19 protein-coding genes and 1 tRNA gene are annotated in these 26,548 nt (G+C 63.9%); 8 read left to right on the top strand and 12 right to left on the bottom strand.

All coding sequences use genetic code 11. The annotated features are described in order from the left end of the window. The 3 genes from N3C12_16155 to N3C12_16145 all read right to left on the bottom strand — a co-directional run bounded on the left by N3C12_16155 (position 1) and on the right by N3C12_16145 (position 2,931). Positions 1–783: a QueT transporter family protein gene (locus N3C12_16155; protein ID MCX8073948.1), complete on the bottom strand. Its 783-nt coding sequence runs from the start codon at positions 781–783 to the stop codon at positions 1–3. A 326-nt stretch (positions 784–1,109) separates the two neighbouring features. After that, entirely contained in the window at positions 1,110–2,528 is a 1,419-nt protein-coding gene (locus N3C12_16150) for a 4-hydroxybutyrate CoA-transferase (protein ID MCX8073947.1), read from the bottom strand. A 76-nt stretch (positions 2,529–2,604) separates the two neighbouring features. After that, positions 2,605–2,931 (bottom strand): carboxymuconolactone decarboxylase family protein, encoded by a 327-nt coding sequence (locus tag N3C12_16145; protein MCX8073946.1) that lies wholly within the window; start codon positions 2,929–2,931, stop codon positions 2,605–2,607. Positions 2,932–3,040: 109 nt separating this feature from the next. Here N3C12_16145 and N3C12_16140 point away from each other — a divergent pair, with 109 nt between their 5' ends. Next, positions 3,041–5,851 (top strand): penicillin acylase family protein, encoded by a 2,811-nt coding sequence (locus tag N3C12_16140; GenBank protein ID MCX8073945.1) that lies wholly within the window; start codon positions 3,041–3,043, stop codon positions 5,849–5,851. A gap of 472 nt (positions 5,852–6,323) precedes the next feature. Here N3C12_16140 and N3C12_16135 read toward each other — a convergent pair whose 3' ends face one another. The 6 genes from N3C12_16135 to N3C12_16110 all read right to left on the bottom strand — a co-directional run bounded on the left by N3C12_16135 (position 6,324) and on the right by N3C12_16110 (position 13,730). Continuing rightward, complete coding sequence (locus tag N3C12_16135; GenBank protein ID MCX8073944.1) at positions 6,324–6,503, bottom strand: hypothetical protein; 180 nt, start codon at positions 6,501–6,503, stop codon at positions 6,324–6,326. A gap of 1,151 nt (positions 6,504–7,654) precedes the next feature. Next, a tRNA-Asn gene (locus N3C12_16130) sits at positions 7,655–7,727 on the bottom strand. A 64-nt stretch (positions 7,728–7,791) separates the two neighbouring features. After that, the gene (locus N3C12_16125) at positions 7,792–8,238 is read right to left on the bottom strand and encodes a cytochrome c (protein ID MCX8073943.1); all 447 of its coding nucleotides are present in this window, start codon (positions 8,236–8,238) and stop codon (positions 7,792–7,794) included. A gap of 76 nt (positions 8,239–8,314) precedes the next feature. Further along, positions 8,315–9,223, bottom strand: coding sequence for a cytochrome c (locus tag N3C12_16120; protein MCX8073942.1), 909 nt, complete (start codon positions 9,221–9,223; stop codon positions 8,315–8,317). 16 nt (positions 9,224–9,239) lie between these two features. Next, positions 9,240–11,741, bottom strand: a complete 2,502-nt coding sequence (gene recG, locus N3C12_16115) for an ATP-dependent DNA helicase RecG (GenBank protein MCX8073941.1) — start codon at positions 11,739–11,741, stop codon at positions 9,240–9,242. Positions 11,742–11,870: 129 nt separating this feature from the next. Further along, complete coding sequence (locus tag N3C12_16110; protein MCX8073940.1) at positions 11,871–13,730, bottom strand: glycoside hydrolase family 3 C-terminal domain-containing protein; 1,860 nt, start codon at positions 13,728–13,730, stop codon at positions 11,871–11,873. Between the two features lie 135 nt (positions 13,731–13,865). Between N3C12_16110 and N3C12_16105 the strand changes: the two genes are divergently transcribed. The 7 genes from N3C12_16105 to N3C12_16075 all read left to right on the top strand — a co-directional run bounded on the left by N3C12_16105 (position 13,866) and on the right by N3C12_16075 (position 22,406). Next, the gene (locus tag N3C12_16105) at positions 13,866–15,197 is read left to right on the top strand and encodes a citrate synthase (protein MCX8073939.1); all 1,332 of its coding nucleotides are present in this window, start codon (positions 13,866–13,868) and stop codon (positions 15,195–15,197) included. Positions 15,198–15,377: 180 nt separating this feature from the next. Beyond that, positions 15,378–17,390 (top strand): transketolase, encoded by a 2,013-nt coding sequence (tkt, locus tag N3C12_16100; GenBank protein ID MCX8073938.1) that lies wholly within the window; start codon positions 15,378–15,380, stop codon positions 17,388–17,390. A 965-nt stretch (positions 17,391–18,355) separates the two neighbouring features. Next, positions 18,356–19,135: an enoyl-CoA hydratase-related protein gene (locus N3C12_16095; protein MCX8073937.1), complete on the top strand. Its 780-nt coding sequence runs from the start codon at positions 18,356–18,358 to the stop codon at positions 19,133–19,135. After that, complete coding sequence (gene folP, locus N3C12_16090; protein ID MCX8073936.1) at positions 19,098–19,985, top strand: dihydropteroate synthase; 888 nt, start codon at positions 19,098–19,100, stop codon at positions 19,983–19,985. Before N3C12_16095 ends, folP begins: the two co-directional genes overlap by 38 nt. A 111-nt stretch (positions 19,986–20,096) precedes the next feature. Further along, the gene (locus N3C12_16085) at positions 20,097–20,585 is read left to right on the top strand and encodes an Rrf2 family transcriptional regulator (protein MCX8073935.1); all 489 of its coding nucleotides are present in this window, start codon (positions 20,097–20,099) and stop codon (positions 20,583–20,585) included. A 27-nt stretch (positions 20,586–20,612) separates the two neighbouring features. Continuing rightward, complete coding sequence (locus tag N3C12_16080; GenBank protein MCX8073934.1) at positions 20,613–20,966, top strand: ferredoxin family protein; 354 nt, start codon at positions 20,613–20,615, stop codon at positions 20,964–20,966. A 351-nt stretch (positions 20,967–21,317) separates the two neighbouring features. Further along, positions 21,318–22,406 (top strand): transcriptional regulator, encoded by a 1,089-nt coding sequence (locus N3C12_16075; GenBank protein ID MCX8073933.1) that lies wholly within the window; start codon positions 21,318–21,320, stop codon positions 22,404–22,406. 147 nt (positions 22,407–22,553) lie between these two features. On the opposite strand, the gene N3C12_16070 is transcribed toward N3C12_16075, so the two are convergent. From N3C12_16070 to N3C12_16060, 3 genes are all read right to left on the bottom strand, one after another. Continuing rightward, entirely contained in the window at positions 22,554–24,377 is a 1,824-nt protein-coding gene (locus N3C12_16070; protein MCX8073932.1) for a CRTAC1 family protein, read from the bottom strand. A 12-nt stretch (positions 24,378–24,389) separates the two neighbouring features. Continuing rightward, positions 24,390–24,614, bottom strand: a complete 225-nt coding sequence (locus N3C12_16065) for a hypothetical protein (GenBank protein ID MCX8073931.1) — start codon at positions 24,612–24,614, stop codon at positions 24,390–24,392. 750 nt (positions 24,615–25,364) lie between these two features. Then, positions 25,365–26,492, bottom strand: coding sequence for an Ig domain-containing protein (locus tag N3C12_16060; GenBank protein MCX8073930.1), 1,128 nt, complete (start codon positions 26,490–26,492; stop codon positions 25,365–25,367). Positions 26,493–26,548: the final 56 nt, after the last annotated feature.

Here is a 26,548-nt window from a genome sequence, read left to right as displayed (position 1 = left end):
TCACAACAGCGCAATGCCCAGCACGAGCAAACCGAGCACCGGCAGCAATCCGAGACCCACCGCAAGCTGCCCGGTGCCCGTCGCCGCATCTGCATCCACCCACGGCACGGTCACGGTACCCGCAGACAACCCGTTCCCGAGCCACATGCCCACCGCGACGGCAAACACCACCACTGCCAACCCGAGGTAGCGCACGATCGACGCACTCGCTTCCCGCTGTCCCATCACGTGGCGGTAAGTCAATCGGCCGCGCTCCGCGCGTGGATAAATCACTGCCAGCAAAAAAGGCGCGAGCAGCAGACTCGCCAGCATGTTGTTGATCCACACGATATTGCCCAACACCCGAAAAGGCACGAAGCCGAGCAAGTTGAGTCCCCAACCGATCACCAGTGCACAAGCTCCACTGGCGAGCGCCACCACCGCACCGAACAACACCCACTCTCGCACCTGGCGCGGCGTCGGAGTGCGCGCGCTGAGGAGCTCCCACGTCCGATAGGGTAAAAAGCCATAGAGGAAGTTACCGAAAAACCCGAACAAATCTCCCGGACCGAAGCCGCCGAAAAAATCCCCGATGACATTCCCAATGCCGGCGCCCCAGGCCGCGGCTGGTCCGAACAAGAACGAGCACACCACCGGCACCGCGTTGGCAGGGCGGAGTTCCGTAACTCCGGGAATGATGGGCAACACTTTGAACGGGATAAGAATCGCTGCGTAAAGCGAGGCAGTGAGGGCGGCAAACACCACCATGCGGGTATTCCGCCACATACTCACGAGCTCGCGCATGGCCGAGGTGGTAGCCAATTCGAGCCTGCCAAGCACCTGGGGTAACCCATCGGCTCTGGCAACTGTGCGCGCCTACCCAGTCGCTTCCGGTTTACAACCGGCGTCGCGGTGGCATGGGTTCGCCTGCGTTCGGCTTCGGTTCGCCTTCGTGGCTCTCGCTTTCTGGAACCAGAGCTGCGTTGCACTGCGGGCACGTGCCCTCAGGCGGTTTCACCCGGTAGGAACGGTTACAGCGCGGGCAGACATAGTGCATGCACTTCCCCTCCTCGAACCTCTTCCCGTGAGCGCATCCGTCACCAGATCGATCGCTACTCTCCTTCGCCAGCTCATCCAAAGCGCTGCCGCACAGCCTCCCGCAATTCCTCGCGGAAGTCCGGATGCGCGATCTCCACGAGAGCGTGCGCGCGTTCCGCATCCGTCAGCAGCGAAAGATTCACGGCACCGTACTCTGTAACCACGTACTGCACGTGGTGCCGGGGTGTGGTCGTCGGCGTGCCTGGGGCGAAGCTCGCCACGATCGTCGACACGCGCTGGCCACCGGCTTTGGCCGTGGAATGCAAGCAGATGAAACTTTTGCCGCCCTCGCTGTCGTGAGCCCCGATGACGAAGAGCTCGTGCCCGCCGACTCCGGAGTATTGCCGGGGACCGATGGTATCCGCCATCACTTGCCCGCTGAGATCGATCGCCAACGCACCATTGATGCTCACCATCGCGCGGTTGCGACGGATGATGGCCGGGTCGTTCACGTACGTCACCGGCAACATGCGCACCTCCGGATTGCGGTGCACCCAATCGTACAGCTTGCGGCTTCCAGCACAAAAGGTCGCCACCGAGAAGCCATCGAATACCCCTTTGTGATTCGTCACCTTCCCCGCTTGATGGAGATGCATAATGCCGTTGACGAGCATCTCGGTGTGGATGCCAAAGTCTCCCTTTTTGCCCTCCGCCAGTAGCTTCGCCACAATGTTCGGCACCCCACCAATGCCGATCTGTAGGGTGGCACCGTTATCGATCAGCCGTTCGACATACTCGGCAATCGCTCGGTCCTGATCCGTGACCGGCTCCTCCGGCAGTTCGAACACGGGCTCGTCGGTCTCGATGATGCAGTCCACTTCCGAAATGTGAATCCGATGGCCACCAAACCGCGCCAACCCGCAGACTTGGGGCATCGTGGTGTTGACTTCCGCAATCGCCAAACGATTTGGATCCCGCGCCGCCGCAACAAAGGCGTGAAAGGTTGCCCCCGCGTGCAGGCCAAAGTTGAGGTAGCCGTGATCATCCATCGGCGCGAACGCCGAGGCCATCACCCGCGGCGGCATCAGCCGCGCATAGCGCTCCCAACCGAGAAAGTCGGCAGGCAAGTAGTCGATGCGCGCCCCGGCTGCTTTCATCATCCGCTCGATCGGACCAAAGAAGCCCGAAATCAGCCGCACACCGGGCTTTTGCAACAGCGCGTACGGACGAATCATTAAGGCGGAAAACAAGACGAGGTTTGTCCAGTCGTCCCGTTCACCCAAGGCAGTGAGAAACGCGGTCGGTTGTCCCGTGGCAATCGGTACGGCCAAAGTATCCTCGCGCTGCACCAGCGCAGCAGCTTCCTGAGGAGTTCGTAACTTCTCGCGATACATCGCCTTCGCATCCCGATGGTTCACTCGTTTCATTGTCGCTTGCCCTTCTCCGCAGCCCGTCGCCTGCCACACAGCGCAGCCACCCGCGCCCTCGCCCGTGGCCACGCGTTTGGCCACCGGGAATCCATTGCTGCCCAGCTCGGCCCCGCTTGCAGCCTCTCCCTTGCAGCTCTCGGCGCTAGTTGCTCGTGGCTCAGTCCTCAGCTTGCTCGAGCCAGGTAAAGGCGGCTACCGCTGCAGGCAAGCCAATCGTGCCCGCGGCCAGCGCGATCACTTGCTCGAGTGCTCGCATGTCAATCCCCGCAGCGCGCGCCTTGCGCACACTCGCGCGTACGGCCTCCTCACGCATGGCGCCGATCGCTACCGCAAGCTTCACCAGCCGCCGCGTTTGTTCCTCGAGCGGCCCATCGTTGCCCGCCTCGGCAATCGCTTCCCACGCTTCACCGAGTTTCGGAAAGCGTCGGACAAATTCTTCGTAAGCCTTTGGTGGTTTCGGATTGTCTTGTGCTCGTGGCGCCATAGCACCTGGCTACCACGCGCCTCCTTCGCGCGTCAATCGCGGTTTCCACAGCAAGCGTGGCTTGCCAAATTTTCTCTTCGCTGATTAAGGGCAGCGAGTGAGCTCAAGCATGTGGAATGGGAAGATTCGCGGGAAAGGCACCTGGAGTTTGCCCGTTGCTGCGCTGCTGATTGCACTCGCATGTTCTGGCTGCGGTGACGATGGGGAACAAAGCGCCGACCCAATCGCTGCCTTGCCCGTCGCGCAAACAATCGCTTTGAACGGGCTTCCCGGCACGGTTGACGTGGTCTTCGATGACCTCGGAATGCCGCACATTTACGCCCCGAACTTCACGGCGGCGGTGTACGTGCAAGGCTACGTCACCGCGCAAGCGCGCTTCTGGGAGATGGACGTCATCCGCCGCTTTGCCACCGGGCGTTTGAGCGAGCTCTTCGGCCGTCTGTCACTCTCCACCGATGTTCAAATGCGAACCTTTTTCACCACCCGCGATGGGCGCCGACTCCACCGGGCGCTCTGGGAACACGTGCAAGCGATTGACCCCGAGGTCGCAAGCTTGATCGAGGCATACTCCGCAGGCGTGAACGCATGGTTGGACGATCTCAAACACGGCCGCAACGGTGCGCACTTGCCACCCGAGTACACGTTGGTCGGCGTCCTCGGCTTTACCGCCGAGCAGCTCGCCCCTTGGGAACCGGCGGACACGCTCGCCGTCGCGCGTTTGCAAGCATTCAGCCTGTCCGATTCCTCAGGCGACGAAATCCAGTGGGCGCGCGCGCAGCAAAGTCTTGCGGATGCGGTGTTCCGCGACGTCTTTCGCTTTGCCCCTGCCGCGCCCACAACGGTTCTTCCACCGCGCACTGCGCGCGCAAATCGGATCCGCGGGGACACGAGCTCGGGCTCGCTATTTGTCGTGCCTCCGAAGATTCTCGAAGACCTGACGGGAATGTTCGACGAGCTCGCGTCGAATTTGCCCTTCGGTACGCGCAGCCGCGGCGCGGGCAGCAACAACTGGATTGTCGCACCACGTCACACCCAGAACGGCCACGCCTTGCTGGCCAACGATCCGCACCTCGCCCTGTTCAATCCTCCTGTGTGGCACATGCTGCATCTCTCGATTGCCGACACCCAAGAGGATGTCATCGGCGTGATTTTCCCCGGGCTCCCTGGAGTCATTCTCGGCCACAATCGTCATGGTGCGTGGGGAGCGACAACTGCCGGATATGACGTGACCGACCTCTATGTCGAGGACTTCGAAACTCCCCCCGATTACCCGGCTTCACCGCGCACGGTGCGATTCAGGGGGCAGCGGGTTCCCGTGCTGCGGGTGGACGAACCCATCCAAGTGCGCGGACGTCCGCAACCCTTCCTGCTGCCGATCGAGGTCGTGCCGCATCACGGTCCGAATGTGGCCGACCCCGACCTAAACGACAGTGCCGTAGGCTTGGCTGCAACCGGAATGACCGTGCGTTGGACCGGCCACGAGATCACCAACGATGCGCGCTTCTTGTTCGACCTGCAGCGCGCCCGTTCGGTGAACGACTTCCGCAATGCGCTGCGCAACTTCGGTGTCGGCGCGCAGAACTGGATTTGGGCGGATACCCAAGGGAACATCGCCTACTCCACTCAGGTGCTCATCCCGCAGCGGCCGCCTGGCATCGTCCCGTACCTCCCCGTGCCGGGCACGGGAGAGGCCGAGTGGCTGAGTGATGACCTCGGGAGAACGCTCTGGCTCCCGAGCGAGAAGATCCCGCAGGCCGTCAACCCCGACAGCGGCTTCTTGGTCACCGCCAACAACGACCAAATCGGCGGCACGCTGGACAACGATCCGTTGAACGACAGCGTCTACCTGGCACCTCAGTTTGCCAATGGCTTCCGGGCACAACGAGCGACGGAACTTCTGACAGCGGCCATCACCCGCCCGGGAGGAGGAAAACTGACTTTGGAGGACATGGCGCGCTTTCAATTCGACCACAGCTCGAAAGAAGCCGCGCGCTTTCTGCCATTTCTGTTTGCTGCCGCGGAGCGGCGGCCGGATCTAGTCACGCCCGCGATGGCAGAGGCGTTGGAGCGGCTACGCCGCTGGGGCGAGGAGCGACCCGGATCCCCGCCGTTCGACACACCGCCCGGCGTGGATGCTGCAGACGAGCGCACCGACTTAGGCCACCGCGCTCAACCCGTGTCCGACGAGGAAAAAGCCGATGCTGCGGCTGCGTCGATCTTTGCCGGCTTTCTCACCCGCCTGAGCCGGCTGACGTTCGCGGACGACTTTGCCGGCACCGGCATCGGCACGCCAGGAGGCGATGACGCCACCCGCGCGTTGCTCCACCTCCTCGAAGACCAAGACCGCACCGACCCCGGCTTCGTCGTTCACACCAAGGATGCCAGCGGAGAAAGTTTTCTCTGGGACAACCGCAACACCCCGCAGCGCGAAACTCGCGACGAAATTTTGCTTCAGGCACTGCGCGACGGACTCACGTTCTTGCAGGAGAAGTTTTCCACCGACGCTCAGGAGCAATGGCTGTGGGGCAAAATTCATCGAGTGCGGTTCCAGCACTTCTTGGGTCAAGCGGGCTTGAACATTTTCGATCTCGGCCCGTTCCCGGCCCCCGGCTTCCGCGAAACCGTCAATCCAGGCGGGTTCAGCCTGAACAGCGACAATTTCGAGTTCTCCGGCGGCGCCTCGATGCGTTTCGTGGTGGAGCTCGACCCGCGCGGCATCCGTGCCCACAACGTCTTGCCCGGCGGCAACAATGGCGACCCGGGCGGCACGGCAGACGACAATCGCTTCAACCGCATCCAGCCGGACATTCACTTTGGCGACTGGGTCGGCGCCTGGATCAACGGCGACACATTCACCTTCCGCTTCCAGCGAAGCGAGGTAGCCGCCGCGGCCCGACGCAAGGTCCGCTTTGTGCCATAAGAGTGATCGGGATACCGATCCAACTCGCCAGCGCGGGAGGATGCCTTTCCAGCGAATCGCCGCCCGACCACCTCGACCCGGAATTCACCAACTCACTCCGCGGATCGAAGCGCAGAGGGGCGACCCGGATCGGCACGACAGAGCCATGGGCGGCTCCGCCCAAATCAACGGGATCCCCTGTGCGGAGTGCTAGGGACCCAGGCGCCACTCAGAGGCGGAATCGCGCGACGTTTTGGCGATGCGAACGAAGCGAGCTTTGGGACTCGCCTCCATTCCCGAACGGAAGCTCAACCGTGCGGAGGATGAGCAAGTCCTCATCGAGACCTTGCCGTAGCACCTCGAGCCGACCAGAAACCGCAGCTAACTGATACGCGGAAAACGGGCTCAGGCAAAACGGAAATAAGCTCGTGGAGCCGAGCACTGCTCCGAGAGGCACGGAACCGCCGGGCTGAGCGTGCAAGAACGCCGAAGCCTACCACGCGATGAGTTCTGCAGCCGCGATGGGCAGTGAAAGGCCGGCAACGTACGTGCCGTCCCCACCTCGCGCGCCTGCCGTCTTGGCGTCGTTCAGGACACCCCAGTCGACCATCGAGCGCAAAACCCCCCGCACCGCATCCTTCACGGTTGGCCGCTGGCCATATTGCTCCATCACACGGCGGCGCACCTGGGCATGGCTTGCCGTTCCCTGGAGCCTGAGCAACCGTCCGACGTGCGCCGCGACCCGCCCAAAACGGGTAAACCGCCATCACCATGCCCCAGTGCACAGCGATCCGCCCCTGGCGCGGAAGCCATGAGACAAGATCGAGGCCTTCCCGCTGCGGGGGATACAGGTCGCGCAGGGGGCGAACCCAGACCTTCATCAGGATGCTGATCACCTTCTCCCGATTGCCACGAATGCGATGCTGCGCCCCACGCCGCGGATCATCTGCGGCTCGTATTTCCGCTCCCGCGGGCCCTGAACCCTCGCCGCTGGACGCTTTGGCGTTGCGATCAACGGAGAGCTTATCTTCGAGAAACTCTTCGAGGACGTTGTAGATCGACGCCTCATCGTTGCCGGCCAGCACAACGAGCTTGTCGAGCATCGAATTCGCTGCCTTTGGCCGGCAGACAACTGTGCTGGGGTCAGCATTGCACCCTGGTTTCTCACACGTGGGTTGCCCGCGGACGCGACCACATCACAGCGACAACGGCGAGAGTGGGGGACACCGCCCAAGTCCACCTGGTCGTGACGGACCTCCTTCTCTTCGTGCGGGCGGCGGCGCAACCGGCTGTTCGGTCAGCGCATCGCCCCTGACGCGGGCTGGCTAACGATCGAGCGCACTCTCTAAGTTTTTTCTGCCGCGTGCCGCGAGAGACCGCGCCATCCGAGTCCATTCCGTTGCGCCGCAGCAAGCGCAACGAGGAACGGACACCCGTTTGGCTAAAGGCCAAGTCTGGCGAGCACCATGCTTCTCATTTCTTCTGGCCCTCACGCGTTGGACGACTTACATCAACACCTAACCTCTTCACGGCGCCCAAAGCACCGCGCCATCTTTTCGAGTCCGCGAGCTCACGCAACGCTTTATGCCGACCGGTGCCGGATTTGTGCGGAACGGCCGCGACCAATCGGCTGGCTCCGGCTCAAAGACTAGCTGTGCCTCGTAGACTCTCCGCCTCGGCTTGTGGTCGCCGGGCGAACACGCTCGGCGGGCGGCCTGCCAGCGCCGATGGCGGCTGCGGCGGAGCGGGACACTTCGCGCAAGCGGAGCGACCGGGGGAACTCATCGGACCCGCCAGCCCTCGTTGGTGCCGTTCAAGAGGAAGCTCCCCGGGCCGGATTCGAACCAGCGACCAATCGGTTAACAGCCGACCGCTCTACCGACTGAGCTACCGGGGAACACTACCGTGCGAGCGCGTTCGGCTAACACAGCCGCCGAACCCCTGCAAGAGAATGGCGCCGCTTACTTCTTTTCCGGTAAGCGGAAGCGATCGTGGCAGCTCTTGCAGTTCCCGAACATTTTGTTGGCCGCGGCTTTCACGTCGCCGCCCCCAGCAGCTGCCTCAGCCGTGGCCTTGGCGTCGGCCACGAGTTGCTTCATGAGTTTTTCGAACTCCGGCCACTGCTGCCAAATCTCCGCTTTTGCCCGCGAGCGCGGATGCGTGCTGCCTTCCGGGAACAAAGGCAACGCCTTGCCCGCTTCTTCTGCGATCTTCGCAGCGGCCGGACCGACCGGATCGAGTTTCCCCGCTTTCAACGCGTCCCCAATGATCTTGGCCTGATCCCCGATTTGCTCCATCAATTCATGGCGCTCGCGAATAGGTCCTTCTGGGAGCGGCTCCTTGTTCTCGTGGGCCCACACGAGCCCGGCAACTCCCGTTGCCACCAGAAAAACGATCCATTCCCGCATCGACTCCTCCTTCAGGGGCGAGCGCTTACGTGAACCCCCGCCCTTGGTCAACTGAGAAAGTGCGCCAGTGGGGCAGTCAGTCCCGCTCCACCCGATGCGCAATCGGCCGCACTTGCCGCAAATACCGCGCAATTGCCCGCAGCTCTTCTTCCGGTGCATCGCGGTAGCCCGGGCCGCCAGCCTTGCCCTCCACCACCTCCGCCATCCAACCTTGTACGTTGTCGAACTCCGGCGTGAAGCCGGTGCGCAACAGGTTCACGATGTCGTCCTCGTCCCAAGAACCAATTCCAGTTTCATGCGGGGTGATGTTGGGCACGTGCGTTCCACCCGGACCGGCCTCTGTGCCGGCCAGATACAAGTCGAAGCGGATTGCCCCGACGAAGTTCCTCGGGGTATGACAATCGGCACAAAGGGAAACGTGGTCGACGAAGTAACGCCCACGCTCCACTGGATCGGAGGGACGCACCGGCGCTGGGCGAAAGCGCGGCGCCCAGAGTGCACGCCACGCGCGATAAGCGAGCCGTGCAAACGGGGGTTCTCCCTCATGCGGCCGATTCGGCTGGCGCACCGCGGGCAGGCTACGCAGGTAAGCCACCAGCGCGCGCACATCCTCGTCGCTCATGCCTGCATACCAGTAGTACGGCATCGCTGGCGACTCGACCCCCTTCCCGCGCGCGACCCCGTCGCGGATAGCGGCAATGATTTCCTGGTCGCTCCACTTGCCGATTCCGGTTTCCGGGTCAGGCGTGATGTTCGTTCCGTAGAACTTCCCGAATGGCGTCGGCACCTCGCCTCCCCCCGCGCCCACGGGCCCGTCCTTGCTGGTGTGGCAGCCGCATCCTCCAGCAAGGGCGAAGAGCACGCGCCCGCGCTCGACTGCAGTTTCGGCCTTTGCCCGAGCGGCGAGGAGCAACCCCAAACCGATCGACAGCAGCACCCAGCAAACCCACACTCCGGCACCCACCCGCACGCTCTTCCTCACCACCGCCCCATCCCTCGGCTCAGCCGATTTGCGCCAACTCCAAGCGGTCCGCCCAGCGGTGTTTAAGCACCGCCCGCAAAAGGCGCGATTCCGGCAAGCGCAATTCCGGGTCCTTCGCCAGCCACTGCTCCGCTGCTGCCCGCGCTTGTTCGAGCACGACGCGATCGCGCACGACGTTCGCCACGCGAAAATCCGGCACCCCGGCTTGTCGCGTCCCGAGCAGCTCCCCGGGGCCGCGCAGCTCCAAGTCGATCTCGGCAATCTGAAAGCCGTCGGTAATTTTCATCGCTTGCAGGCGCCGCTCGGTGTCGTCGCCACGGCGGTACGATGCCAATAGGATGCAATAGGATTCGTCTGCACCGCGCCCCACCCGGCCACGCAACTGATGCAACTGCGACAATCCGAACCGCTCGGCGTGCTCCACCACCATCACGGTAGCATTGGGCACATCGATGCCCACTTCGATCACCGTCGTGCTCACGAGCAACTGCACCTCGCCCGCCTGAAAGCGGCGCATCACAGCATCCTTTTCCGCCGGTTTCATGCGGCCATGCACGAGGCCCACGCGGTAGCCCTGGAACACCGTGCGCGCGAGCTCCTTGGCCATGGTCGTGGCGTCGCGCAGTTCCGAGTCGTCACCCCCCTCCACAAGCGGGTAGACGATGTACGCTTGCCGCCCGCGGTCGAGCTCGCGCTTGACCAGCGCATACACCTCCGCACGCTCGGCCTCGCCGCGCAAAAACGTCTGCACCGGTTTCCGTCCGGGGGGCAGTTCATCGAGGAGGGACACATCGAGATCGCCGTACAAGGTCATCGTCAGCGTGCGCGGAATCGGCGTTGCAGTCATGAGCAGGATGTGCGGGCTCGCCTCGCCACGGCACCCCAGGCGGTGCAATGCCGCGCGTTGCAAAACACCAAAGCGATGCTGCTCGTCGATCACCCCGAGGCCCAAGTTGGCAAAGCGCACCCCCTCCTGGATGAGCGCATGCGTTCCCACCACCAGGTGAATGTCGCCGGCAGCAATCTCGCGCAGCAGGGGCTCGCGCTCGCGGCGGCGCACCGCCCCGGTGAGCAACGCCACGCGCACCGGCAGCCCCTCGGCAAGCCGGGTGATCGTTCGATAATGCTGCTCCGCCAAAAGCTCCGTCGGCGCCATGAACGCGCACTGCGCTCCGTTGGCAATCGCCACCAGCGCGGCGTAGAGCGCAACCACGGTTTTGCCGCTTCCCACATCGCCCTGCACGAGCCGGTGCATGGGGTGGCCGCGCTGGAGATCGCTGGTGATTTCGCGAATCACCCGTTGTTGTGCGGCGGTCAGAGCAAACGGCAGCCGGCGCAAGAAATCTTGCGCGAGTGCCCCGCCGTCGTCGAACACGAGACTCTTCTCTTTTTCCACCGAGCGGCGCCGCAGTTGCATGCCGAGCTGCAGAAAAAAGAGTTCATCGAAGACGAGCGAGCGGTGCGCGAGCGAACGAAACAGGTTGAGGGCTTCTACATCGGCGTTGTTGTCGGGCAGGTGGAGTTGCTCCATCGCCGCCGTCAAATCCATCACACCCATCTCGGCCACGAGCTCAGCCGGAAGCACGCTCGGGAGGTAGGAAGCAAAATCTTGCACTGCCTGCTGCACAATGCGCCGCATTGTGGTGAGCGCCATGCGTCCGGGCTTTTGGTACACCGGCAGTACGCGCGATTGCTGCTTGGCGGCCACGCTTTCCGCCTCCACGTCTGGATGCGCCATCTGCAGCGTGAAGCGGTAGCTGCCCTCCACCCGGCCGTACACGCGGTAGCGTTCGCCCACCACCAGGTTGTTCTTAAAGAACGGGAGCTGGTGGAACCACACCAGTGCGAGCGAGCCGGTGGCATCGCGCAACACGCCTTGCAGAACATGGCGTTGGACCCGCCCGACGAAACGCTCTTGTAGCGACACCAGCTCGCCCACCACCGTGGCCGTTTCTCCGATTCGCAACGCGCGAATCGGGGTGACGGTGCGCCGGTCTTCGTACCGGAACGGCAAGTGGTAGAGGAGGTCTTCCACCGTCTCGATGCCGAAGCGCTGCAAGTCTTGCGCGCGCTGCGGCCCCACGCCTTTCAGGAACTGCACCGGACGGGACAGCAACTCGAAGCTGCGTTCTAGGTTGCCAGTGAAGCGCCGGTAGGCCACGTCGGCGGGCGGTGCCGCAAGCGCCGTCTCCAAGGCCCCGAGTTCAGCTCGGCAACGGGCAATCATGGCGCCCCGCTCACTCGCGGGCACCGCGTAAACTCGCTCCAGTGCCGCGCACAAGGCTGCCAACGCGCCGCGTTGCGCCGCGGTCGCCAAGCCCGACAGCAAGGCCCGCCCTTGTTGGGCAAGCTCTGCCGCTGGAAACTCCGTGCGTGACGCCACCTCAGGCGAGGCTTGCGCGAGGAAGCGCAGCGGTGCCCGGACCGCCTCCAAGAACTGCGCGAGCTCCGCAGAGATGCCCGCCTGCCCTGGCTGGGCAGCCGGAGCGGCCTCGCTTGGCGTCACTTTCTGTCCCTGCATACGGCCGTCACTTTGGCCCAATTTGCCGCAAGTTTCCATTGCTGGCGATATGGTTCCCTCACCAAGCAAGAGGGAAATACCCACTTTGGATATGGCGGCAACGTTGCCACCGGCTGCGGTGCGCCAACCTTACCTCGAGTACACGAGTCCGTAACCGAAGGGAAACAGCGGGTCGTACACGGCGTCGCCCACATTGATGGGAATTTGCTCTATCGAACGCGGCCATGAAAACGAAAGCTTCCCCACCGGAGCGAAGTCGCCGAACAGCACGTCGGCCACGCCCTGCCCTTCGGTACCCGGAAGCCATACGACCAACAATGCATCCGCAAGCGAGAGCACCTCGCCCAAAATGAGAGGCCTTCCGGTCACTAAAACCACCACCACCGGCGCGCCTGCCTGCGCCACCGTGCGCACTAGCTCCACTTGCCTCGGCTCGAGGGCAAGGTCTGCCCGATCGCCGGTGTACTCGGCGTATGGCCGTTCGCCAATGGCGACAATGGCCACATCGGCCCCGGCGGCGCCACTGCCGTCCAGCGAGTACGTCACCTCCGTTGCCGGCGACACTATGGCTCTAATTCCTTCCAAAATCGTGGTCCCCTCGGTAATCCGCCCGCTCCCTCCCCGCCATGCGATCGTCCAACCACCGCACTGATATCCCAGATTGTCGGCGTGCACTCCGGCGACGTGAATGCGTCGCGCCGACTTCGAAAGCGGCAGCAGGGAGCGCTCGTTTTTCAACAGCACTACGGACTCGCGCACTGCTCGTCGAGCCAGCGCCCGATGCTCCGCCGAGCCGACATACTCCTGCAATTCCGCGTTCGACCACAGCGCAGGAGTAGCGTTCAGCAAGCCCATCGCCGCTTTTACCCGCAAGATGCGCCGCACTGCGTCCTCGATGCGATCCTCGCCAATGGCACCTTCCCGCACCAGTGCCAGCAGGGCGGTGATGAAGTCGCGGTAGCGGTGCGCCACCATGCCCATGTCGATGCCGGCGGTGATCGCTTGCCGAACCGCTTCTTTGTAATCGGGATTCAGTTGGTCGATCGCGAGGTAATCCGAGATCACGAAACCGTCAAAGCCGAGCTCGTTCTTGAGGAGTTCCGTGAGCAAATAGCGGTTGGCGTGCATCTTGGTGCCGTTCCAACTGCTGTAAGAAGCCATGATGGACGCCGCCCCTGCCGCGATCGCACGGCGATACGGGAGCAAGTGGATGGCGCGCAGCTCGCTCTCTGCAATTCGGGCATCGCCTTGGTCGATAAGCATGAGCGGAGGCGTAGAGGAGCCGAACGCCGTGCCGCCATCGGCAAGAAAGTGCTTTGCCGTTGCCAGCACTGCCTCGCGCTCGCGGAGCCCGCCGCGTTGGAATCCGCGCACCGCCGCGGCGCCGAGCCGCGCTACCAGCTCCGGATCCTCGGAAAAGCTCTCGTAGGTGCGCCCCCAACGCTCGTCGCGCGCTACCGCCACCGTGGGAGCGAAGGTCCAGTGCAAGCCGGTGGCCCGCATTTCGCGAGCAGTGACGTGAGCAATTTCTTCGACGAGCTCTTCATTGCGCGTGCAGCCGAGGCCGATGTTGTGCGGAAAGATCACCGCTCCGACCACGTTGCTGTGACCGTGCACGGCATCGACGCCATACAGCAGTGGGATCCGCAAGCGGCTTCGCAAAGCAGCGCGCTGCGCCTCGTCGTACATGCGGGCCCAGGCTTGCACGCTGTTGCCGTCGGGTGGGTCGGCATCGCCGCCGTTGAGCAACGAGCCCAAGGCGAATGCGGGGATGTCGTCGAGACTGGCAAGCTTGTCGATCTCCGCTTGCGTCATCTGCCCCGCCTTTTCCTCCAGCGTCATTTGTCGGAGCACGGCTTCCACTTGCGCATCGAAGCGCCGCAAGCCGCCTTTGCCACCGGCCGGCTCGCCGTCGTCGCCACAGCCCGCGGCTAGTGCCGCGCAAGCGAGCGTGAGCACGGGCAAAATCCATGAATACTGCTGCCTCATGGCTTCGCCCTACGCTGAAGGCGGCGGGCCGTGCAAGTCTCGGGGGCCCGTTTCCACGAGCGCAGAAACTCACCGGCGGCGCATTGCACGTTGCGCCCATCCAGCCATAATGCGGCAGAGAGGAGGTGTGGCGCCATGACAGGAAAGAACACGCTCACGATCATCGATAATCGCACTGGCAAGCAGTACGAAATTCCCATTGAGCACAACGCCATTCGTGCCGCCGATCTCAAACAAATCAAGGTGAACGACGACGATCCGGGCTTATTGTCGTACGACCCCGCGCTGACAAACACGGCCACGTGCAAAAGTCGGATCACCTTTATCGACGGCGAAAAAGGGATTCTGCGGTATCGCGGGTACCCGATCGAAGAGCTGGCGGAGAAGAGCAACTACTTGGAGACCGCCTACCTCATCGTGAAGGGCGAGCTCCCCGACGCCAAGCACTTTGCCGCGTGGCGGCAAAACATCACCAATCACACGATGGTGCACGAAAACATCAAGACCTTCATCGAAGGCTTTCGGTACGACGCGCACCCGATGGGAATCTTGGTCGGGACCATCGGTGCGATGTCGACGTTCTATCCAGACGCCAAGAACATCTTCGACCTCGAATCCCGCCGGCTGCAGACGCGCCGCCTGATTGGCAAGATTCCCACGATCGCGGCTTGGGCCTATCGCAAAATGCGCGGGCTCCCCTACGTCTACCCCGACAACGACTTGAGCTACACCGGCAATTTCATGTCGATGCTGTGGAAGATGACGGAGCTCAAGTACAAGCCGGACCCTGTGCTCGAGCGGGCGCTGGATGTGCTCTTCATCCTCCATGCCGACCACGAGCAAAACTGTTCCACGAATGCGCTACGTAGCGTGGCGAGCTCGCAAGTCGACCCGTATTCCGCCGTGGCCGCGGCGGTAGCCGCGTTGTACGGGCCGCTGCACGGCGGCGCCAACGAGGCGGTCATCCGCATGCTGATGGAAATCGGTTCGGTCAGCCGCGTGCCCGAGTACATCAAAAAGTTCAAATCCGGCGAAGGGCGCCTGATGGGCTTCGGCCACCGCGTATACAAGAACTACGACCCGCGGGCGAAAATCATCAAGAAAATTGCCTACGAGGTATTCGAGGTCACGGGCAAGAACCCGCTGATCGACATCGCTCTGGAGCTCGAGCGCATCGCCTTGCAAGACGATTACTTCGTCAGCCGCAAGCTGTACCCGAACGTCGACTTTTACTCCGGCATCATTTACCAGGCCATGGGCTTTCCGCTCACGATGTTCCCAGTGTTGTTCGCCATTCCTCGCACTTCCGGATGGATGGCGCAGTGGGCGGAAATGGTGCGCGACCCCGAGCAGAAAATTACGCGCCCGCGCCAAATTTACATCGGTGAGCCCGAGCGGCACTACATTCCCATCGAAGAACGGCCGGAGCCGACGCAACGCGAGGACGCCGTGAGCGAAGCGATTTAGCCGCGTACTCGCGAGCGGCTCCTGCTCCGGTGCGGCTTACCCCGAGTCGAGCCCTGCAGCGGTGCGAGGGCGCCCAGGTTCGACTCGGGGGGTGCAGGCCTCCCTTGCTTGGGCTAGAGGGGCCGACTAGCTGCCGCGCTGGCCACCGCGCTTGCTGCAACGAGGAGAACACGCGTGAGAGTGACCGATCGCAATCTGGAACAGCTTTGCATCAATAGTATCCGCACACTCGCTATCGACGCTGTGCAAAAGGCCAACTCCGGCCATCCCGGCATGCCGCTGGGCGCCGCCCCGATGGCCTATGTTCTCTGGCAACATCACCTGCGGCACAACCCGCGCAACCCGCTGTGGCCGGATCGCGACCGCTTTGTCCTTTCCGCCGGCCACGGGAGCATGCTGTTGTATGCCTTGCTCTACCTGACCGGCTACGACGTCAGCCTCGAAGATATCCAGTCCTTTCGCCAATGGGGCAGCATTACACCGGGGCACCCCGAATTTCGCCTGACTCCCGGTGTGGAGGCCACCACCGGCCCGCTCGGGCAAGGGGCGGCCAACGCCGTGGGGATGGCGATTGCCGAGCGCGTCTTGGCCCATCGCTTCAATCGACCCGGACACTGCATCGTCGATCATCGCACCTATGCTCTCCTCTCGGACGGCGATATGATGGAAGGCGTGTGTGCCGAAGCGGCTTCGCTCGCCGGCCATTTGCGTTTGGGGAAGTTGATCTTCCTGTACGACAGCAATGGAGTGTCGCTCGACGGCCCGACGAGCCTCACATTCTCTCGGGAGGACGTCGCCGCGCGCTTTCGCGCTTACGGATGGCGGGTGTACGAAGTGGCGGACGGGAATCACGACACGGCTGCCATCGACGCCGCCTTGACCGAAGCGGAGAGCGATACCTCCAGCCCTGCGCTCGTCATCGTGCACACCACCCTCGGCTACGGCTCGCCACACAAGGCGGGCACCCATCACGCGCATGGTAGCCCGCTCGGCGAGGAAGAGGTGCGGCTCACCAAGCAGGCGTTAGGCTGGGACCCGAACAAAACCTTTTACGTCCCCGACGCTGCACTCGCACACTTTCGCACCGCGGTCGAGCGAGGCGAGCGGGCGCAACGAGAGTGGGACGAACGCTTCACGGCCTACGCTCACGAATATCCGGAGCTAGCCGAAGAATGGCATCGCACCTTGCGCGGCGAGCTCCCGCTCGAATGGGATCGCGACATCCCCATGTTCCCCGCAACCGAAGGGCTGGCCACTCGGGTTGCGAGCGGCAAGGTGCTCAACGCCATTGCCCAGCGCGTGCACTTCCTCATGGGTGGCGACGGCGATCTTTCCGTCTCCACCAACACCGCACTCGTCGGCGAGAGTTCGTTCGACGGGCAGACCGGCGCCGGTCGCAATTTGCACTTTGGCGTGCGCGAGCACGCCATGGGAGCGATTGCCAACGGCTTGTGTTACCACGGCGGCGTTCGGCCGTATGTGGCCACCTTCCTGGTATTTTCCGATTACATGCGACCGCCGATCCGCTTGGCGGCCATGAGCCACTTGCCGGTGATTTACGTGTGGACGCACGACTCCATCGGTGTGGGCGAAGACGGGCCCACTCACCAGCCCATCGAGCACTTGGCAGCGCTTCGTGCCATTCCCAACCTAGTGGTCATTCGCCCTTGCGACGCCAACGAAACCGCCGAAGCGTGGCGCTGGGCGATGCGGCATCGGGAAGGTCCGGTGGCCCTCATCCTATCGCGGCAAAAATTACCGGTGCTCGACCGTACCCACTTGGCGCCCGCAAGCGAGTTACAACGCGGCGCCTACATTTTGAGCGAGCCGCAGCACGAAAAGCCGGTGGCGATCGTCATCGCCACCGGATCCGAAGTGCATCCCGCGCTGGAGGCGCAGCGACTGCTGGCGGCTGCGGGCACTCCCGTGCGGGTCGTCTCTATGCCCTCGTGGGAACTCTTTGCCCAGCAGGAAGCCGCCTATCGGCAGCACGTGTTGCCGGAGGACATCACGGCGCGCGTGGCGGTGGAGGCAGCCGTGCCCTTCGGTTGGGAGCGTTGGGTAGGCGAACGCGGGCGGGTGATCGGCATGCACCGCTTCGGAGCCTCGGCGCCCGGGGAAGTGAATTTGCAAAAGTTCGGGTTTACCGCAGAACATATTGCACGAACGGTACGGGAGATACTCTCTGCATGACCCCACGCGCTCGTCGCCGGCTCGTTTGGGCAGTAATTGCCGCGGTTCTCGGCTCATTCGTCGGCCTCGACCTGCTCTATTTGCTTGTTCCGTAGCTCGCACCCAACCGGGGGGTTGATTGTCCGATCGCGCTCTCGGCAGAACGCGGCGGCTTCCGTTCCCGACGGAGGCAGCACGCCACCACCCCCCGACGGAATATTTCTTCGAGACGAAACGCGTGTAGCGCCGCTCGTCGCGCCGGACGCATCTCGGCGGGACGTGGCGGCATTCGTTCCCGACGGAGAAGGAGCGCGTGTGGAGTGCGGTGGCAGCGGCCACGGATACTGCCGTTCGAGCAGAATGCCACGGTGGCCGCTGGCACCGCTCTAGTTGCCGGCGCGCGTAAAGGGGCGCCCCACACCTCCATGCGCCCCGTCGCGCGCCGGGGCGCCGCAGCAGGCGGCGCCCCGGTGGGGCGGAGGATGTGGCGAGGCCCGCGCATATGCTGCACCGCTCGCCATTCGCTACCTGCGATGGCCTCTTGCCCTCGCCGCTCGCTGCTCGCCGCGTCGCCGCCTCCCCCAGCCTCCCCGGTTGCGCCGCCCCAGGGCGGCGCAATGGGACAGCGGCGCAAACGCCGCACCGGCATTCGGTCACGTGTCGCCAAATCCTCCCGGCGGCGTTTGCGCACGCACTCCACACGCCGCTCGTCGCGTCCGCAACATCTCGGCGGGACGTGGCGGCATGCGTTCCCGACGGAGGCAGCGCGCCGCCACCCCCGGGGGAATCTTCCTTCGAGACGCAACGTGTATGTGGCGCCGATCGCAACACCGCGCTCCTCCACCCATTCAGCGGCTCGCCGCTCGCTGCTCGCCGTTATTGCGCAGCAACGCAGGCACCGGCCTTGAGTGGACGCCGCCATTGGCCCATACTGCCGCCGCCGCGGGCCGGGTGCGCGCGAGCTTAACGCAACGAGGAGTCATTACATGCCGTTCGAATTCATTAAGTACGAGAAAGCTGGACGCATCGTGTGGATCACCATCAACCGCCCTGAGGTGATGAACGCACTGCATCCTCCGGCAAACCTCGAGCTTTCCAAAGCGTTCGACGATTTTGCCGCCGACCCCGATGCCTGGGTCGCCATCATCACCGGCGCCGGTGACAAGGCCTTCTCGGCGGGCAACGACCTCAAGTATTCGGCTTCGCAAGGAATGGCCAACATTCAGGTCGGCAGCGGCGGCTTCGGCGGGATTACCGCACGTTTCGATTTGTTCAAACCCGTAATCGCGGCGGTGAACGGCTTTGCACTGGGCGGCGGTTTCGAAATTGCCCTCGCCTGCGACATTATTGTTGCTGCCGAACATGCACGCTTCGGCCTCCCCGAACCGCGCGTGGGCCTGGCCGCGCTCGCCGGCGGCATGCAGCGGCTGCCGCGTCACATGCCCTTGAAAATCGCCATGGGCTACATGCTCACGGGCAAACACATGACCGCCCAAGAAGCGCACCGCTGGGGCATCGTGAACGAAGTGGTGCCGGCTGCGGAACTGCGGGCTGCGGCCGAGCGTTGGGCGAACGAAATCCTGGAGTGCTCACCCATTTCGGTGCGCACTACGAAACAGGTGGCGCTGCAAAGCCAAGGGTTGCCGCTGGAGGAAGCTTTGAGCCGCTCTTATTCGATGATCGGCGAGTTGTTCCGCTCCGAAGACTTGATGGAAGGAGTAATGGCCTTTGCCCAAAAGCGCAAGCCGGAATGGAAAGGCAAGTAACCCGCGCCCGCGCATTTACGCCGAACTCGGCGGCGTCGAGGTCGGCGACGGTTTCCCCACCCGCATCATGGCCGCCATCAACGTAAGCCCGGAGTCGTTCTTCGCAGCATCGGTGGCCAAGAGCCGCCGCGCGCTCGCCGAGCGGGTGCGGCGCGCCGCCGCCGAAGGCGCCCACTTCGTCGACCTCGGCGCCATGTCCACCGCCCCCTATCGCCAGGGCTGGATCGATGCCGAAGAAGAGCGGCGGCGCTTGGTGGAGGCGGTGAAAATCGCCCGCGCCGAAGTAACCCTGCCGATTTCAGTCGACACCCAACGCGCCGCCGTGGCCGCCGCTGCCCTCGAGCACGGCGCGGACATCGTCAACGACGTAAGCGGACTCAGCGCCGACCCCGCTATGGCGGAAGTGGCACGCCAGGCGCGGGGCGTGATCCTCATGGCGCAACCCCGCAAATCTACTCGGCAAGCGGCGGTGCCGCTGGTGGAGACACTGCTGCGCGCGTGTTTGCACCGCGCCCGCCGCGCCCGCATTCCCACACGGCGCATCGTGCTCGACCCCGGCGTCGGGTTTTACCGCCTGGCGCGGCTGCCGTGGTACGAGGTGGACCTCGCCATCCTCCGCCACTTGCGACGCTTTCGCCGTTTGGGCCGGCCGCTGCTCGTCGGTGCGTCCCGCAAGTCCTTCCTCGGCAAGATTACCGGACGCAACGACCCCAGCGAACGCCTCGCAGCATCCCTCGCTGCGGCCGCCGTTGCTGTGCTTCACGGCGCAGCGATCATCCGCACCCACGATGTCGCCGCCACCGTGGACGCCGTCTGCGTGGCCGACGCGGTGACGCTGGGATGCCGTTGACTTGGAGGCGGCCGCAAGTTTAGCTACTGACGTTGTTTCGTTTTCTCCCTGAACGCGCACACGCACGGGATCGAGAGGCGGAGAGCATGCACAAGCAATGCGGAGGCGAAGGTGAGCGCCAGTCGGTTTTCGCACCGTAGCTCCATCATGAACGTGGGGCGGCGGGTGGACTACGCCGTGCGTGCGCTCTGCTACGTGGCTGCCCAGCCGGCAGGCCGCTTCGTGCCGCGGCGCGAGATTCAAGCCCGACAAAATATCCCGGCGCCGTTCTTATCAAAAATTTTGCGCGACTTGGTGCAGGCCGGCCTGCTCATTTCTGTCCCCGGCGCGCACGGGGGCTTCCGCTTAAGCAAGCCCGCTGGCATGATTACGCTTCGCGAGGTCTACGAAAGCTTGGAGGGGCCTTTGTGTCTTATCGGTTGCGTCAATGAGGAGGACGAAGCCTGCTGCTTCGCTTCGGTGTGCACGCAAATTCACATTTGGCGCGGCGCACAACAGTTGCTCGCGCAGTATCTCGAAGAGATCACCATTCAATCCATTGCCGACCGCCACGGGCTCGTCCCGCGGATGCAAGAGAAACAACAAATCGCGGAACACTGATCCGCGCAACAGCTCAAGGAGGAGAGGATGGCGTACATCATCACCCGGTTGTGCATCGATTGCGTCGACACCGCCTGCGTGTCGGTTTGCCCCGTGGATTGTATTTACGAATACACCGGATCGGATCGCGAGCACTTCCCGAACCAGCTGTACATTCACCCCGACGAATGCATCGACTGCGGTGCGTGTGAACCGGAGTGCCCGTGGCAAGCGATTTTCGAAGAGTCCGCCGTTCCGGAAATTTTCAAGAGCGACATTGCCCTGAACTACGAAATCCGCGAGCACAGCGGCGAGTTCCAAGTGAAGAAGCACGAACAGAAGCCGAAGCCCACCCCCGAACAGGTGGAAGCGAACAAGCGCAAGTGGGGCTACACGGGGTGATTCTCGCCCCGCCCACCTGCCTCTGGCTGCTCGCCAGTTGCACCCCCCGCGCCGCCGGGCACGGCGCTGCGGCACCACGGGCGACACATGCGTCGCCCCTACGGGTTGCGTTTCGCTGGAAAGATTTCGTCGCGGCGTGGTGGCCGGCATCGTAGGGGCAGCCACAAGGGCTGCCCCTACGATGCCGTTGGCCCAGCGTGCCAAAACGGGCACGCGCGCGGCGCCGGTGCCGACGGCATGGGCAACCGAGGTGTTCCTCATTCACTATTCACTATTCACTATTCACTATTCGCTATTCGCTCCGCGAATTCTGCTTGCTCCAGCGCGATTGCCTAATGTAAGAGGCCGGCGATGCCTCGCGGTGATCAGGTGTGTCGGATTTACCAATTGCTCATGGCGCTCGTGCGCGCGCCGCGCGGGCTGCCGGCACAGCTCCTCGCGGAGCGCCACGGCTTGCGCTTGCGCACGGTGTATCGCGACATCGACGCATTGAAGAAGGCGGGCTTCCCCATCGAGCGCACCGCGCAAGGGCGGTGGAAACTGGCCGATCAGTGGCAGGCACAACTCCCCTTCCCGCTCAAGGCCGATGAACTGCTGTCCCTCCACGTGGCGCGCGAGTTCTTGCGGCCGCTACGCGGCACACCAGTCGAAAAGGCCTTCGATCAACTGTACACGCGCTTGGCGGGCACCAACGGCGCCCAAGGCGAACTCTTTCCGCGCGTTCGCGCGTTGCTGCAAACCCGCTCGACCTGTGCCATCGACTACCGCCCGCACCTGCCGAAGCTCGAGACCTTGTGCACCGCAATTCAAGAGCACCGCACCGTGCGGGCCGTCTACTCGGGATTGAACCGGCCCGACTCAACGGTGCGCGACCTCGACCCCTATCGCCTGTACTTCGACCCGGGACTCGAAGCGCTGTACCTCTTCGCCTGGTGCCACCTGCGGAAAGCCATCCGTGTTTTCGCCGTGCACCGGTTCGACAACGTGCGCCTGACGGAGCGTCGCTTCGACCCGCCCGCCGACTTCGACGTGAAAACCTTCCTACGCGATGCCTTTCGTATGTGGCGCGAGGCCAACGTGCAGCCAATCCGGTTTCGGGTCTACCCGCCACTCGCGCGCTGGGTGGCAGAGCGGCAGTTGCACGCCAGCCAAAAAATCCGTCGCCTCGATGCGGGTGCAGTCGAGGTGGAACTGACCGTCGAAGCCACCGAGGAGATCAAGCGCTTTCTTTTGCAGCTCGGAGCCTATGCCGAAGTGTTGGAACCGCAGTGGCTCCGCGAAGGAGTGGCGCAAGAGCTGCAACGTGCGTTGCTCCGCTACGTGCCGCCGCCGAAAGAAAGTTTGTCCCCAGGTGACAAAATCGCGTTGCCGCCCGCTCTGAGCAGATTAGATACGAGAGCGGTCCGAGCGGGAGCACGAAGGCAACGAGAGGCTCGCTGAACCGGCAAGGGCCGGGAAATGGGGAGCCTGCGGCTGAGGGGGCGGCCGCGGGCAACTTTGGGGGTAGCGGGCCACTTCGCGACCCTCGCTCGGACCAACGCACACTTGGAGTGCAGTCTCGTCAACGGTTCGCTCGCTCCTCCCGGGTTACGTCGGGAGTTGCGAACACGTGGCCGCCGGGCTCATCGCTGAAGCGCTCTCTCCCACGCGCAACCGAACAGCGCAGCATTCACCGCCCGCACTGTAGTCGATCGTCACGTTGGCCGAGGCGGTTGCAAACAAGTGCGCGCAAATCGTGCCATCCGCCTCACTGAGCGCGATGCGAACCAAAAGGACGAGTTCGTCGATGGACACCCCGGCATCGCCGCTGCAATCGCCCGGGCATGCTGCGCCTGTGGAAGGAGGCGCGGCCGTCTGCGTGACAGTCGGCGACCGAAGCGCAGTCTCCGTCGCGGACGGCCCCTCTAGAGTGGCCGTCGGCAGAGGGGTGCTCGTGGGCAAGGAGATCGGCTCTGTGGGGATAGGTGAGCTTCCCGCAGTGCGTTGACGGATTTCAAGCGCGGCCTCCCCTTGCCAAACGGTGACCCAGGCATTCGCAGGCAATCCCTCCCACTCTTGCTCTTCACCGCTCGGCCAACGCACGCGCAGCCGCTCGACGCCGGTTGCCGCGCCCAGCCCGAAGTGTGCCTCGGCAGGATCCTGCGAGACGAAGTTGGTGCCCGCGCGGAGCTCGCGCGTTTTTGTTGAACCTGCCGCCTCCACCCACACCCGCGCCCCGATCCCTTCGCTGTTCGGGGCTCTTCCGATCAAACGCACGGACAGAAAGCTGCGCTCTGCCGGCAACTCGTTGCGGTACAGCGCCGGAGGGCCTTGAATGTTGGCGATAAAAAGACCCAGATCGCCGTCCCGGTCATAATCGAAAGCAACCAACCCGCATCCCTGACCACGGTCGGCCGCACCCACACCCTCGGCAATTTCCTCGAAGGCACCGTCGCCACGATTGTGAAAGAGCACGGCGGGGTCGCGATGGAATTCGTAAGCGGCAGGGTCGTCGGTGCGCCAACCGTTTACATGATAAAGGTCGAGCCAACCGTCATTGTCCAAGTCGGCAAAGGTCGCGGCCCAACCCCAATACCCAGCACGCACACCGGCGAGGTCCGTCGCATCGTCGAACGAACCGTCGCCCCGGTTTCGGTACAAGCGATTGCCAGAGACATACCAGTTGTTCCCTTGGTTGTCCTGATCGGGATCCCAGATTGACGACACGAACCAGTCGAGATCGCCAACGTTATCGTAATCGCCGACGGCCGCGCCCATGCCGTTTTCGTCGGAAATAACCGCTGTAGTCGTCTCCAGGAATCTTTGCCCAGCCAAATTCTGAAACACCTTGGTCAGGCGGAAATCCCCAGTCACCAGCAAATCCGGCCAACCGTCGCTGTCGATATCGGCAAAGTTTCCGGCAAAGCTCAGGTTGCCGATGTCCCCGCTGACGAACTCGAAAGCAGCAGAAATGCCGAGCAGGACGCTGACATCGGTGAAGGTGGCATCGCCATTGTTCCGCCACAAATGCTCGGAAGAGCCCGGCGGGCGGTTTTCGCCCCAGTGGGTGACGAATAAATCCAAGTCGCCATCGAGGTCGTAGTCGCCCCAAGCTGCCGAAAAGGAATCGCGCGTAAAACGCAAGCCGCTGGCCTCGGTAACGTCTTGGAAGGTTCCGTCGCCACGATTGCGGAACAGTTTCACCGCGGCCGTGCGCCGCACGGGGGTATCGTCGCAGAAGGCAAATTTGTCCGGGCACAGGAGCGCCGGAACGAAGAGATCGAGCCAGCCATCGCCATCGAAGTCGACAAACACCGGGCCCACGCTGCGCGCCCCGCTGAGGGCCACACCCGCCCGCTCGCCGCCGGCCTCGAAGGTACCGTCGCCACGCTTGCGATAGAGCTCGTTGGCCCCGGCCGCGCCGCGCACCACGTAGAGATCAGTTCAACCGTCGCCGTCGAAGTCACCAGCGGCCACGCCACCCGCACTCCACTCCGCCGCGCTAGCTGCGGAAATCCGGTGCTCGTAAACCAGCCCAGCCTCTTCGTGAACCTCGACGAACTGCCACGCCGCGCATGCTGGCGCAACAAATTCGACGAGCAGTGCGATACTGTCGGCCGCGGCAGCCAATACCACCCGGCGCCACCGCTCCAAGGCAACGCCCCGCATGTTTTACCCAAGCGCGCTCCATGCCCGATCCTTCACGCTCAGAGCGCAGTGAGCGTACGCCCCGCACCTACCTCTGACAAGCGCACAAGGAGAATGGCGAATCGCGAGCCGCGTCCGCGACCAGCGAGAGGCGAGCAGCGAGGGGCGAGCGGGCAGCAGCCAGCAGCGAGGAGAAGTAGGGGATAGCGAACGGCGAGCGGTGGTCCGCGCACAATACGTGACACCCACCGAATTCACCCGCACCAAAGCACGGGACACCTATGCAATTCGGCGCTGCGTGGGAGCAGTCCCCGCTTCTCCGCCCCGCCCCCGGGGCGCCGCGGGTGCGGCGCCGCCGGCGCGCGACGGGGCGCACGGAGATCTTCGCGCCCCTTTACGCGCGCCGGCAACTACAGCGGTGTCAGCGGCCACCGCGGCATTCTGCTCGAACGGCAGCATCCGTAGCCGCTCCCACCGCACTCCACACCCGTTGCAAACGTTCCGTCGGGGCGTGGTGACACCCTGCCTCCATCGGGAAGGGATGCCATCACGTCCCGCCGAGATGTTGGGGGCAAGACGAGCGGCATGTGGAGACCAGCGCGCGTAAGGGGGCTGGGGCGCTGCCTGGTCCGACCGGCGCCACACGCGTTGCGTCTCCAAGAAACGTTCGGTCGGAGCGTGGTGGCGCGGCGTGTCCGTCGGGAACGAACGCCACCGCGGCCCGCCGAGCTGTTGCCGCGATGATGCTGCGATGAGTGCCGTCGGTTACTCTCAAGGCGGTGTGGGCACCGGCGTGAAGGTCAGGCGCAAGCGTAGCGACTCCGTATGCGTTTGCAGTCGGCCGTCGGTGAGCGTGACCACCAGGTTCGCCTCGGCGTCTTGCATGTCGAAAAACGGCGCTGGGGGACGCACTTCGAACTGCACGGTGCGCGACTCCACCAAGTCCGGACCCGCCTCGTAAAACCGCACGCGATAGCGGTCGTCGATGACCGGAGTGCGCTCTCTCGTCTCCATGCGCGCAGTGAGCAGGATGCGGTCGTCGAGGCTAAAACAGCGCGCCCGGAACTTGAACCTCACCTCGGCTGCAGCCTGCGCATTGTTGCGCACGTATTTGAGGTCGCAATCGTGCAGCGGTCGAAACCCTCCGTCGATGTCCTCGCTGACCCACACCGCCCGGCCCGCCGGGCAAGGGAGGTCCGGCACCGCCAGCTCCACAGACGAGGCAACCGGGCAGCACGGGGCAGCAAGCGACACCAGCTCGCGCGAGCAACCGACCGCCGGGTCGCACACCGGCTCGGCACAGCTCGTTACTTCCGCAACGGAAAACACCACACGCGCCCCCGTGGCATGCCCCACCGGGTCGCGGCACTCCACCGTGACGTCATGCTGCCCGGCAGAAAACGGCTCGGGAACCCACTCTATGGTGGCGGTCGTTTCGTCCATGCGCGCACCGCTCGGCAGGCCCGTGGCAGAGCAACGGAGCGCGTCGCCGTCGGGATCGCTCGCTCCTAATACCAGCCTCACGGGATAGCCCACGTAAGCGCGGTACCACACCGCCGGCGTGAGCGAGGGCGGGCGGTTCGGAATCGGCGTTGCCGTTGGCGTTGGCGTGGCGGTGCGCGTGAGCGGCGGCGAAGCAATGGCAGGGCAGCCGTTCAACAAGAACCCAACTGCGGCCACGATTTCGTCAATCGCCACCACCGCATCGCCATCGCGATCGAAGGCCGGGCAAATGGTAAGCTCGAGCCCGCCGAGCGCCACGTTGACACCGCGGACAACTTCATCAACGGTCACTTCGCCGTCACCGTTGCAATCGCCCACGCAACCCTGGGCCAATGCACTCCCCGAGCCCCAGGCGAACGCCGACAACACCACAACCAACCACGCACAGCGCAACATGGCACCCACCTTACCACCGCGGCCACGCCTCCTGCGAGGGTCCGAGGCGGCCACCG

It is taken from the genome of Candidatus Binatia bacterium (assembly GCA_026415395.1).
GTDB lineage: Bacteria > Desulfobacterota > Binatia > HRBIN30 > HRBIN30 > HRBIN30.
Note: the sequence above shows the minus strand (reverse complement) of the source record. Positions and strands in the feature narration are given on the sequence as shown.